At 48.8% G+C, this 14,385-nt stretch carries 2 protein-coding genes; both read right to left on the minus strand.

Annotated features, from left to right (window positions below):
* Positions 1 to 20: 20 nt before the first annotated feature.
* Positions 21 to 12,707 (minus strand): amino acid adenylation domain-containing protein, encoded by a 12,687-nt coding sequence (locus tag ACWGOO_RS08900; RefSeq protein ID WP_452482596.1) that lies wholly within the window; start codon positions 12,705 to 12,707, stop codon positions 21 to 23.
* Positions 12,682 to 13,905, minus strand: a complete 1,224-nt coding sequence (gene fabD / locus ACWGOO_RS08905) for an ACP S-malonyltransferase (RefSeq protein WP_452482598.1) — start codon at positions 13,903 to 13,905, stop codon at positions 12,682 to 12,684. Before fabD ends, ACWGOO_RS08900 begins: the two co-directional genes overlap by 26 nt.
* Positions 13,906 to 14,385: the final 480 nt, after the last annotated feature.

The raw sequence follows: 14,385 nt of genomic DNA on the forward strand, positions 1-14,385 counted from the left end.
TTTCCCCCTCGGGCGAATAATTAAAGGTTTTCATAAAAATGCTTCATGTCTTCGAACTCTTCCAGATCCAGATCATCTGCCCCTACGTCTGTTGGTGTCAGTTCCTGACCGGACTGATCCAGACAATGACGGATGGCATTCAACAGGTGAGTTTCGAAGCGAGAGAGAAGGTGTTTGATCGTGCGCTCTTCATATGCATTCCTGTCATAGGATATACGGATACTTAATTTTCCGTCTTCCAAGCGGCTATCCATATAAAAAGCATAAGATGAACCACTATCCGCATCCTTGATACTTGGTGCAATTTCAGCTTCCAGCGGAGATGTTGAAAAATAAACCGATTCCGGGTGTAGGGAATCTATATAACGGAAACCGATTTCCGGATGACGAGAGCATTTAGAATCCGTTGGATTGCTGCCTTCGGTCAGATATCTCAATACACCGTAGCCCAATCCCTGATTTGGAACCTGTCGAACCGTTTCCTTCACACGCTTGAGCAACAGCGATAGTTCATCCGCAGAATTGATGTCCAGTACAACTGGATACACGGACGTAAACTGCCCTACCGTTCTGGAGATATCCAGCGAATTTGTTTCACCAGGCTCTCGGCCAGGGTTCTCCAAGTAGAGTGCAATCCGTTCATGTCCTGACCATTCGGATACGGTCTGACCCAGCACGGACAGCAGCACTTCATCCGGCACGGTATTGTAGGCATGATTGACCTGTGTCATCAGATCCTGAGTTTCGTCTGCTGATAATTGCAGATGGAGCTGATTCGTTTGCCGTTCCGTTCCCGAGTCCGTAAGGGCTTCATGGTCTTTGGGAAGCATTCCCCATTCGGACAACTCTATCTTTTTCCAATAGTCCTGCTCCTTGAGCAGCTCTTTGCTATTCGCATAATTCTCAAGATGTTCGGCCCATGTTTGGTAAGCGTTGGTTTTGTGCGGTAAGACAATCGTTTCCCCGTTCAGAGCTTGTCCGTAGCCTGTTGCCAGATCTTCGAGCATAATACTCCATGAAATGGCGTCAGCCACCATCAAGTCTACAGCAAGGAAAAGATGATCTCCGCTATCCAGACGGAAAAGTCCTGCCCGAACTCGTGGTCCTTCAAACAGCCGCAGGCTGCTTTGAATACGTTGGCATTCAGTTTCCAATTGGCTCCGTGCTTCGCTTTCTGTTCCCGTAAGCGACAGTACCTCCAGCGTGATTAACTCCTCATTCAGTCCTTTGTGAGCTTGCGTAACCGACCCGTCAGCCTGTTGCAATAAGCCAAGGCGTAGAGCATCGTGGTGCTCCACGATTTTCTTCAATGCGGCTCGCAATGGCTGCTCATCAAAGCCCGACTTTGCTAACAACAGTACCGATGTTGCGGCAGGAAGTGCCTCGGATGGGTTCCGTTCGATCCAATCGATTAGATGTCGTTGTATCGGGGTCAGTGGCGCCTCTCCATCTACCGGGCCTTGCTCAATCGGACGGGACAGTGTTTCCGCATAGCCGCTCAGGATTTCAATGGACGGATGCTCCAGTACGTGTCGGATATCCAGTGAATACCCGTAAAGACGCATGCGCGCGATGACCTGAACTGCTTTGATGGAATCGCCTCCGAGCAGGAAAAAGTTATCCTGAATGCCCACCTGATCGCGTCCCAAAACGTCTTGCCATACGGCGGCCAAAGCTTCTTCGACATCATTTCGTGGCGCTACATAGGCAATATCCGGTCGTAATAGCTTGTCAGGCTCCGGCAACGCGTTTCGGTCGGTTTTTCCATTTGGAGTCAACGGTATACGATCCAGAAACACAAAGTGAGACGGAACCGAGTAATAAGGAAGCAACTTGGCGGCATGCTCATGAATTGTGGCTAAGTTTGGCGTTTCTTCTGTATGCAGTACAATGTAGGCACACAGTACGGATTCATGATCTTTGCTTTGATTTACAGTGACCACAGCCTCTTGAATTGCAGAATGGCTAATCAAAGCATTTTCAACCTCACCCAGCTCGATCCGGAATCCACGTACTTTCACCTGATGGTCGATTCGGCCGATAAACTCCAAATTTCCATCCGCTTTCCAGCGGGCGAGATCGCCTGTTCTGTACATTTGTGTTCCTGTTGAAAATGGATTATCTACAAATTTGTCCGCCGTCAGTTCCGTGCGATTCCAATAGCCGCGGGCCAATCCTTCCCCTGCAATGCATAGCTCGCCTGGTACACCAATAGGTTGTAATCTGCCCTGCGCATCCATGACATAAATTTGCGTATTCGCGATGGGGCGTCCAATGTCAATCTGTTTGGCATTTGTAAGTTCCTGCACTGCCGACCAAACCGTCGTTTCCGTAGGTCCGTACATGTTATAAATACGGGGACCATTCAATTTCTGCAATGCCTCCAGCAGCTTGGGCGGAAGCGCTTCTCCCCCAACCATAATTTCCTGTACACCTTGCAGCGCACGGGAACCTTCCTCATGACCCAGCAGCATTTGCAGCCGGGATGGCGTCATTTGCAGCATGTCAATGTGATGTGCAGTAATCAGCTCGCCAAGTGTCTGAGGATCGACCTGATGATGGCGGTCGCCTAGCACGACGGTCATTCCGCCCAGCAGCGGAAGAATCGTTTCCAATACGAAAATATCGAACGAAATGGTGGTTAGCGATAAAATCGTTTTGTCCGCTGCAAAGTCGATCACTTCACGCATTCCTGTAATAAAATTCAGCACCGAGCGATGCTGGAGCATCACTCCTTTCGGATTTCCCGTTGAGCCAGAAGTATAGATGACATAAGCCAGATGCTCTGGCTGAGCATTGGCTTCCAGATTGGTCTTTTCTCCTTGATATACTTCCTCATCTTCAATAAACAGGGTGTTGGCGCTGTAATGGTGTTCTCCTACCAAATCACGACTGGTCAGGAGTACGGCGGCCTCACTGTCACTCAGCATATATTCAATACGGGCTGACGGATATTCAGGGTCGATCGGCACATAAGCGCCACCCGCTTTTAGCACGGCCAGCAAACCAATGATCATTTCCGCCGAACGCTGCACCATCAGACCGACTAGCTTATCGGGTCCTACACCTTGTTCTTGAAGTATCCGTGCCAGTGAGTTAGCGCGTTCGTTCAACTCCCGGTAGGTCAGACGCTGATTTCCGAACACCAATGCTATATGATTCGGCGTCTGTACGACCTGCTTTTCAAACTGTCCGTGGAGTGTCTCATTGTACGGGAAAGGTACGACGGTATCGTTAAATCCGGTTAGCAGCAATTGCTTCTCTTCATCAGATACGATCGTAATATCGGCCAACCGCACCCTGACATCCTGTGTCACCATTTCCAAAATTCGTACAAAATGCTCTGCCAGCCGTCGGATGGTCTCTGGTTTAAACAGCTTCGTGCCATACTCCAAAGTGAAGGACAAACGTTCTTTTTCTTCGGTCACATGCAATGAAAAATCCACCTTGGATATGCCCACGTTGAATTCTTCCGGCTTAAAACGAATGCCTCCTGTTTCCAAAACATCTGTGCCGACATTTTGCAAACTGAACATCGTATCGAACACCGGGTTTCGACTTACGTCGCGTACCAGTTCCAGCTTGTCCACAAGCTCATCAAACGGGTATTCCTGATGCTCCAGTGCCAGCAACGAGTTTTGCTTAACCTCCTGCAAAAAGGATTGGAACGTTAAAGAAGATTGCGGCTGATTGCGAAGAACCAGCGTATTGACGAACATGCCAATCATTGCTTGCGTATCCACATGCCGTCTTCCGGCAACAGGTGTACCCACGATAATGTCCTCTTGGCCAGAATATTTGCCCAGCAGGACATTATAAGCTGCCAAAAGTATCATAAAGATCGTAGATTCGGTGTCTTGGGCCAATGTGTAGAGTGTGTTAGTAAGTTTGGATTCCAATGTGACGGTCAAGCTGTCACCTTCAAAGCTTTGTGCTTGCGGACGTGAAAAGTCCGTAGGCATATTCAGTACAGGAAGCTCGCCACTCAAGGTCTGGAGCCAATATGATTCATGCGCTTGCCATGCGTCGTCAGTGATCTGCTGCTTCTGCCAAGCAACAAAGTCTTTGTAATGAAGCTGAATGTTCGCAAGCTGTCTGCCCTGATACCGTTGAATGATTTCATCCAGCAGCACGGCCATGGAGAAACCATCGGACACGATGTGATGCATATCCACTAGCAGTATGAAGCCACCTTCGATAAATTCGTACAGTTCGGCGCGGAATAAAGGAGCTGTTCCCAGATGAAAAGGCTGGATAAACAAGGCCCGAGCCTGTTTTGCTTCTTCCTTGGAAATACGGGTATACGGGATGTCGAATGGAATCGTATCCCGAACTTTTTGTACCACTTCCCCATCTTCCAGATCGAAATACGTCCGAAAGGATTCATGCCGCAAAACAACTTCCTTAACGGCTTCAATAAAGCGGGGAACCTCCAGATCTCCCTCTATGAAAAGCTGACCGGGTACATGATAGGCCGTTCCGCCTCCCAGTTGATCCAGCACGTACATTCTCTTTTGGGAAGAAGATACCGGATAGAAGGCTTGCGATTTCACAGATACAATCGGTTCATAGGTCTGCTTTGTTCCACCCGCAATATATGTAGCCAGCTCAGCAATCGTTTGCAGCTCAAAAATGTGGCTGAGTGGAATGTGTACACCCAATTCCTTATTGACTCTCGACAGAATGACCGTCGCTTTTAGCGAATCACCGCCCAGTTGAAAAAAGTTATCGTCATAGCTGATATCCATTACATTCAAAACGTCCATCCAAATGTTCACGAGTTGATCTTCTATGCCGTGGTTCTCAGAAGCGGCGTCTGTTTTAGCGAATACGCTTGCTTGTCTCGGCTCTGGTAGAGCCTGTAGATCAGGCTGACCATCCGGCAGAATAGGAATATGATCCATATGAATCCAAAAACGGGGCTGCGTATAATCTGGAAGAATTTCGATTACAGCCTTTTTCAGTGCGTCTTCTTCCCAAGGCTTCGATGCGTTTGCGACCACATAGGCGGTTATATATATAACTTTTCCAGCTTCGCCCGTTTGTGGTGTAATGACGCAGGACTCCAATTGGAAAATGTGCAGCAGGTGTTTCTCCAGCTGCTCCAGATTAACCTGATGTCCGCGAATGTGGATGGTCCGATTCAAATTTCCAATATGCCGCAGCTTGCCACCATTTTCCACGTAAGCCCATTCCCGGGTCGTTCCCAACAGACCTGCTACTGAGGCTTGATACACCTCTCCTGCTGTCCCGACAGGTGCCAGATGCTTGTAAGCGTCAAGGACGCAAAGATAGTTTCCGTAGGAATCGGTATTTGCTGCCCATACAGCTCGAAGTTGTTCGTTCTCCGACGCACGGAGTAAAGACAGCGCTGAAACGTGAGCCCCTTCTTCCTCTACAATGGAATGCAGCAAATTCAGGAAATATCCTGACCAGGCTTCGATGATATTTTGCTGAAAAAGATCCGAATTGTAGTCGAAATCAAGACGTAATTGCTTCTGCGCCTCTGTCACGTTCAAAAACAACTCGTATTTGCTGAATGATACCTCATTCTCAACAAGTTCTGCTGCCAGTCCATGGAATTGAAAACGCGGAATTGGTCGATCCATATTGAATACAGCGTTAATGACAGGCAAATGCCTCAGCCCCAGCTGAGCGAGTCCGGCAAAGCTGTACTTTTGGAAGCTGTCCAGTTCATTCATGCGCTTTTTGACCGTTTGGGCATGCTCCGTAAAAGTAGCATCAGGACGCACTTCGCTGATCATCGGAAGTAAGTTGACACAGTTGCCGATCAGGGAGAAGGCGTCCATATGGGATTGTCCTGCGGTGGGAACCCCCACCGTTACTTCCCGCTGCCCTGTCAGGCGATGCAGAAAAATCTGAAAGGCCGATAACAGCGTTATAAAAAGACTGTTGCCAAGCTTTATGCTGGCGGATCTCAATTGTTTGACGAGCTGCGCTTCGAGAATTATGGTATGTCTGCTTCCTCTGGAAGACGGAAGCTGTAGTCCCCTCACCGGAGATGGCAGCTGGAGAACGGGCCGCTGTTTATCCAGTACCTCCGACCAAAAAGCAAGGGCCTCTTCTTTCCCTGCTTTCAATTGATCCTGCTGCCAAACAACGTAATTCCGAAAAGGTACTGGATCGGGAAGATTATAGTCAGCATGTCGGACAAGCGCAGAATAGATCTGTTCCAGTTCCTGAATGAATACACCAATCGACCAACCATCCGCGATAAAATGATGGAACGTAAAGACACTCAGATGCTCCTCATCTGATATTTTCAGCAGATGAATCCGGAATAACGGCTCGCCTGACGTCATGTTAAACGGGATTTCGCTGTCCTTGATCATCCATGCCCGGATATATTGCTCCTGTTCATCCGGGGGGTGACTGGTAAAATCATGAAGCGGGACTTCCACTTTCATCCCAGAAGCGATCACTTGAGTTTCCCCATCGCCGCTCATAAAGGTATGTAACGCTTCATGACGGTTTACGATGGTCTGGACAGCCTGGTTGAACGCCTCCTGCTGAAGTGGACCACGAAACCGCAACAAGGCGGTTTCGTGTAAAGATTGAGAGTCACTTCGTTCTGAAACAGAGGCGAACCAAAGCTGCTTTTGATCCGGAGTCAGCGCAATTACGGTTTCTGGAACACCCACTGCTTCAGCTTCTGGAGGTACAGTTACAGGTACAGGTTGCTTGCCCGGTCCCGGGCCGTTTCCATTCGGGGGCGGGTCCGGTAAAAAGCCCCCTTTACGCAGCTCGTTCACGCTATCCTTGACCGCTTGCACAATTCGCGCAATATCTTCCTCGGTATGGGCCGTGGACAAGAAGCAGTTTCGTCCTTCCCAGATATAGATGCCTTTGTCCAGCATGTGATAAAAGAACAATTCCAGATCGCCTTTGAGCACGAAGCGGAACAGGGAGCCAAAGTTAACCACTTTCATAGGTACATGTTCGTCAGTGAAATAGCTGTTCAGCTCGGCTGCTAACGCCGAGGTGCGGATGTTCAGGCCATTTTGCAGCTGCTCGCCGTTGTTCTCCAAATGATCCAGCACCGCTAAGGATGCAGCCATTGCCAGCGGATGATGGCAGAAGGTTCCTGCGACAAAGGTCCGCTGCTGCTCATGCTGTGGATAGGAATCGTCCCCGAAGCTCCACGTACCTCCATCGATCCCGTTCATAAAGGCGGCTTTTCCGGCTACGATGCCGATCGGCAGCCCACCGCCAATGATTTTACCGTAAGTCACAAGGTCAGCTTGCACCCCAAACCAAGCTTGGGCCCCTCCCGGCTGAATCCGGAAGCCAGTTATAACCTCATCAAAAATGAAGGCAGTACCCGACTGCTCCGTCATCTGGCGAATTTCCTGCAAAAAGGCTTGAGGCTGAAAATCGGGTCGGCGGCTTTGTACCGGCTCCACTACAACCGCGGCCAGCTCATGCGCATGGGTGCGGATATAATCCAGGGAATCGTCCGCTCCATAATGAAGCACGACGATATCGTCCACCATATGCTGCAAGATACCTGGAGCCAGAGGTGTCGAATGCTCCTTGTCGTCACCTGCGCTCCCCAGTGCGAGCACCCCGTCGAATGTACCGTGATACGAGCCAGCAAAAATGACAACTTTAGCTCGTCCCGTGGCAGCACGTGCCAAACGGAGCGCGACCATGACGGCCTCCGTGCCAGAATTGTACAGCGCAATCCGTTCCACACCCGTCATCTTGCAAATTTTCTCGGCAACTTGCCCGGCCATGTTGGACATCGGGCCGACACACATGCCGTTTTTCAGTTCTTCCTCAATTTTTTCTCGGATAAAGGCCGGATTGTGCCCAAACAGATTCACGCCAAAGCCCATCGTCAAATCGACATATTCATTGCCGTCCAGATCCCAAATTTTTGATCCGTCTGCACGTTGAGAAACGATTTGGTACACCATTTCCTTCAAAACAGGCCGGAAACCAGCCACATTACGGTTATTGGCGTATACGGAGCGATACTGCTGGGTGTACTGTTTGGTGCTACGCGTACGGGCCGTGTAGCGTTCAATCAGCTCTTGCAGATGTTGTTCCTGACGGAGCGAAAGCAATTCACGCGCTTTTACATCCAGCTTTTTATAAGGCGTATACGGCTTGGCTTCATTGCTTGTCTGCTTGGGAACAGCCTTTACGGATGGAGCCAGTGCTAATGCAGCCGCAACTTCCTGCTTGGATTCGGTACAGATGATCTGCGCGTTTTCTCTACTTGCCGATGGCAAAACGCCCGTTTCCGGGCTAAATGGCTCGGAAGCTATTACGGATGCAGATGGCTGATGCCGGAGAACATCAAGCTGCTGTGACATTAGATGTAGCTGTTGCTCCAAAATTCGTTCCACACCCGCAGGAGCTGTAGCGATGGGGAAGCTTTGAGACCGTGTTTGCCCAGCTGTATCTATAGCATAAACGGATGCGGCAGCCGGAACAGCGGATTCATGAGACGGTTGGGTTAACAGGGAAGCTGCATGATCAACCTGATTCAGAGTTGTTTTCGGACGATTTTCCACAGACAAAACCGTGGTTTCAGCAGAAGTGGAAATGCTCACCCGCTCGGCTACGTAGCTGGCTAACAGCTCCAGCGTGGTCAACGATTCGAAAAATTCGTTCATCGGAACGTCCAGTCCGAAGGTATCCTTGATACTGTGGCGAACTTGGGACAAATTAATGGAATCCAGCCCAATCTCCAGAAAATGTGCTTGTGGCTCCAGTTCCTCCAGACTGAGCTGGGACACGTTCCCGATCATTTTCGCTAACTTTTGAAGGATAGATGATTTGTGCTGATCGGTAACCGATACCGACGCTAAATACTCGTTCCCCATAATTCCAGACTCCTTTACTGTTGAGTTTTCATGAATGGGTGCGTTCTGTTCCGTTCGAACCTGTTCGGGCACGTTAATCCAGCATCTTTTACGCTCGAATGGATACGTAGGCAGAGAAACCTTTTTGTAGTGCTTACCTGCATATAGGGCATTCCAATCGAACTGAGCTCCTTGCACGTACTTGGCAGCCAGTTGCTCCAGTGATTGCAACGTGTCCAGGCTTTCAGTGACCGTTTCTGCGCCACCTGTGCTATCCGCTTTCCCGGTGTATATGCCTTCGAGGGCTCTGCCTTGTTCGTGCAACTGAAGCACCTTCGCCTTCAGCGCATCCGCTCCTGCGGCAATCACCGCAATCCGGTGATTCAGGTGACTTCTACCTGTGTTAGCCGTATAACATACATCCTGCATCACGAGTTCTTCCGCACGTCCAAACCGTTCTGCGTACCGCCCGACCAGCTCGCGCAAAGCGGATTCACTTCGCGCTGACAGAGTCAGCAGCAGCGGTGATGATTCGTTGTTGCTGACCGTTGAGGATGTATCTGATTCCGTCTTTGCTATATATTCCTCCAGCACCACATGGCAGTTTGTCCCGCTGAATCCAAAGGAACTTAGCCCGCTTCTTCTCGGGAAGCCGTCCGTCTTCCATTCCCTCAGCTTCGTATTGGCATATACCGGAGATTCCTCGAAATGGATCTTCTGGTTTGGCGTGCGAAAATGAACGAGCGGCGCAATCTGCCGATGCTTCATGGACAGTACAGATTTGATCAAGCCCGCAATCCCGGCGGCTTCGTATAAATGGCCGATATTCGTTTTGACTGTGCTAATCGCGACAAACTGCTTGCGCTGTGTATGCTTGCGGAAAGCCTTGGTAATGCCGTCAATCTCGACCGGATCGCCCAGCTTGGTCCCGGTGCCATGTGCTTCGATGTAGCTCACCGTCTCAGGATCAATCCGTGCATCACGCCACGCCTGCGAAATCACTTCCGCCTGAGCCAGCGCATTCGGTGCAGAAATACCAATCGTGCTGCCGTCCTGATTAATGGCACTTCCCTTGATCACAGCCAAAATGTTGTCACCGTCTTGTTCCGCTTTGCGCAGCGGCTTCAGGAAAACGGCTCCAACGCCTTCACCCCAGCCCGTTCCGTCCGACTGGTCGTCGAAGGCGCGTGCCCGATCATCGGAAGATTCCATGCCAATGCCCGCTTTCAGCGGCAGCAAAATCGTCTTTACTCCACCTGCCAGTGCCATATCGCAGTCTCCGCTGAGGATGGACTTGCAGGCCAGATGCACTGCCACAAGTGAGGAAGAGCATGCTGTATCAATCGTAAGCGCCGGGCCTTTTAGATCGAGCAAATAGGCAATCCGGCTGGAAATAATGGACGATAAATTCCCAATGGCAAAGTTCGGCAGCGCGCCCGGTTCCACCTCGGACAACAAACGCTCGTATTCGAAGCTGGTTTTGGAAAAGCCAACATACACCCCGACCTTTTGGCCTGCCAGTTGCTTACCGCCATACCCCGCATCCTCAATCGTGCTCCAGGCGGTTTGTAGAAATAACCGTTGATTCGGGTCCATTAGCGAGGCTTCCCGTGGAGTCAGCTTAAAGAAGGAGTAATCGAACTTGTCTACTTCGTCCAGATATCCACCTTCTGCGATTTGCATATTCCGTCCTTCCGTATTCAGACGGGAAATGAAAGCTTCGGCGTCTTTCCTTCTTTCGTCGCTGTACGGGCCGATATTGTCTGCACCTGATGCGACATTCGCCCAAAACTGCTCCAGTGTTTCCGCTTGAGGAAACTTGCCGGACATGCCAATGATGGCAATATCCCGGTCATTCGCTTCCTCCTTGGCCTCAGGCTGTGCTGTTGCAGCCACGTCGCTGCTTAGGCCCTGACTGGAGATATACGCAGCCAGCTTGGCGATGGTCGGATAGGAAAAGAAGTCCGTCACCTCAATATGAATCCCTAATTGATCCTCCAACTGGTCCACAATTTGAACAAGCTGCAAGGAAGTCACTCCGATATCAAAGTAGCTGTCGTCCGTTCCGATCGACTTTACATTTAAAATATCCTGGCAGATTCCAATCAGCTTCTGTTCTATTTCTCCCTGAGGCAAGACTGCACGCACAGCAGCTTGCAAGGTTTGAGTGACTTCGGCCAGAGTTGTCAGTATTTCATCGAATTCGCCCTGCTCGTAACTTTGGGCTAATTTGAAGCGCTGAACCTTGCCACTGGTTGTTTTAGGAATACGCCGGATCGGAACCACATCCTGAATCTGCCAACCTCCCCGGTAGTTCAGATGGCTTTTCAGTTTTTGGACAATCGGCACAAATTGCTCTATCTTTTTTGTGTGCATGACAAAGGCAACAATACGATCCTGCCTGGTTTGCGCATCATGTATACCGCACACAGCTACTTTCCCGAGTTCCACGCCATCCAGTTCTTCGGCAATCCTCTCGATGTCATGCGGATAGACATTCTGTCCGTTCACGAAAATGATATCCTTGGCTCTACCGGTAATAACGAGGCGACCATTTCTCATAAACCCCAGATCTCCGGTGATAAGCCAACCATCCTCTGTTTGGACCTTCGCGGTAGCCTCGGGATTGTTGTAGTATCCAGCTGTCACATTTTTGCCGCGGATTTGCGTGTGTCCAATCACTCCATCTTCGAGCACCTGATTTTGTTCATCGCAAATGCGGACAGAGGTACTTGCCACCGGATACCCCAAATCCACAAAAGTAAGACACCGCTTGTCGGACTTGTCTACTTCTTCTATGGGTTCACCTACGTTTAACTGCTGCCGATTCAAATGAATCGGAATAAAGGTATCTTTGTCCAGAGGGGGAGCAGAAACACCCACGCACGCCTCTGCCAATCCGTAGACAGGGAGCATCGCATTTTTATTCAAACCGTGAACACTCATTGCATCCATAAACACATGGCAAAGCTCCACGGATATTGGCTCCGCTCCATTTAAAATCATACGTACACTTGACAGGTCCCAGTTAGCTGCTGTTTCGGGTTTATACTGATCGAGAAAAAATTTATATCCGAAATTGGGAGAGCTTATTTGAGTCACCTTATGCTCCGATACTTTTTTTAACCATAAAGACGGGCGTCGGATAAAAAGTGCCGTCGGCATAATGAACTGCTTGGCATTAGCAATCACACAGGTTAAATGAAAGGCGATCAATCCCAGATCATGCGTAAGCGGCATCCAGCCCAAATAAGCATCCTTGGAGTTCATGCTCGTTATATTTACGATATCTCGAATATTGTAAACCAGATTTTCATGCGTCAGCATGACCCCTTTGGGATCACCTGTAGAACCTGAGGAAAATTGGATAAGAGCCAAATCCTCCGGTTTGGATGCATGAACTATACCTTTACTCTGACTGGAATAATCGAATGCATGGCTTGAAAAAGTCGCTTTATTAACAGACTCAAAGGATTCCAACAGTTCGTGCTGATGCGAGTATTTTTCCAGCTGCTCCAATACCTTGTCATCCGCAATCATATAAGGGCGGGATAGAGTATCCCAGATTTTAAACAATTTCATTTTATGCTCATCATTATTCCCTATGCTTACAGGAACAGGAACGATTCCACCGAGTAGGCAACCCCAAAATACATTTACAAAGGTATGATTGTCGTCGATCTGCATAATCAGCTCATCACCAGGTTGTATCCCTTTTTCCTGTAATACATGAAGTACCTGTGATGCTTGCTCCAGAAGTTTACTGTAGGACACATTTTCCTCTTGTTTATCACCGGAAATAAAGGTGATTCCGTTCTCATCCCGGCTTGCGCGGTCTTGCATGATTTCAATTAAAGTTTGAAACTGCTCCATCCTGATCCCTCCTCAATTGCTCTAGCATTACTTTCTGCTCTCCTTCGGGAACCTGTTTGGTTTGCAACACCAGGCGAATACACTCCAGTATTTCCTGTCTTTGCTCAGAAGCAGGAGGTAGACTGCTGCCTGATTCTGAGTTTCGCAGTAATTCTTCCAGTCTCCGAACAGGTAAAATAACACCCTTTCGATACTCATCTTCATTCCAATTGGCATTAGGGGTAGACACCGCCAGTGACAGGGAACAGGCAACCCAATCACGGATCGAGAAACGGCGTTCCAGTTCAACTCGATCCAAGTCTCTGTCCAGGGACAGCACTTCGATGGTAGTGTTTATTTCCTTCGCCAAATTTTTCAGCACCGTTCGCGGACCTAACTCGATGCACCGCTTCACACCATGATTCGCCATATACTGCATGGTTTGAATCCATCGAACCGGGTGAGTCATTTGCAAAATCAATCCTTGAAGGATGCTGTCAACATCGGGGTATGGCTGAGCGGTCACATTGGAGATCACGGGCCACTGCGCTTCATTTAAAGTGTATTTTTGCAGCTCTGCAGTCAGTCTGTCCGCAGCATGCTGCATAAGCGGACTATGGAAAGGACCACTGACCTGCAAGCGGTTAATTTGGGCTCCCCGCTGTTCTAACTCGCCAGCTACCACAGCTACCGACGTATGATGACCAGAGACGACGTACTGAGTAGGCGAATTGTAACAAGCAATGACAGCAGGCTGATCAACCGTGGAGTACAGACGACAGAATTCTTCCACGGCGCTCAACTCAGCTCCGCGAACGGCAATCATGCTGCCCAGTCCAGCCACCGCGGCTTCTTCCATGAAGCGTCCCCGCTCTTGTACCAGTCGTAAAGCGTCGCCAAAAGATAGAACACCGCTACTTACCAGAGCTGAATATTCACCCAGGCTATGACCTGCTGAAAATTCAGGGATAATCCCGATTTCGTGCATATAACGCCGGAATGCAATGACGCTGATCGTAAGAAGTGCGGGCTGAGTATAGAATGTTCTGGATAGCTGGGTAAGCGGACCTGCCATGCATAAAGCTTTCAAATCATATCCCAAAATATCAGCAGCCTCTTCGAACAAGCGATCCGCTTCTGTAAAGCCGCTATGCCATGTCGCTCCCATTCCTACATACTGAGACCCTTGTCCCGAAAAAAACAAAGCCATGCGATTCATATCAAACCCCTTTCTTCCCTACAAAGATGTAGCAAAACAATAAAAGCTTTTACGATTCAGGTGTTAATGTACATATATATGGAGACATCGAGACATCGAGACATCGAGATATCGAGATGTAGAGATGTCTAGATAGATGCAGCAAAAAGCAACAAAACGGATTGCCAAAAAAACAGTAATCGACTTGTAAAAATAAATTGGTTATAGAGTTTCCATTCGTGATGTGATTGAGATCAAAAGTAAGGTGTGTGACTAGAATTAGAAGTGTAAAAAATCTTGGAGTTTGCTGGAACTTAAGGCTTGGAACCTAAAATTTCAGCATCATAGATGAATGTGATGAGAAACTGCTGAGGTCATACAGGATGTTTTTCCATAAGTAATAACTAAATGTGAAATATTTTATTTATATAATAAATATGGACTCGAAAAATGTCAATATATTTTCAAATTCCTTTAATAAGAAAAAATTGCGATATATGA

This window comes from Paenibacillus sp. NPDC055715, from assembly GCF_053617595.1.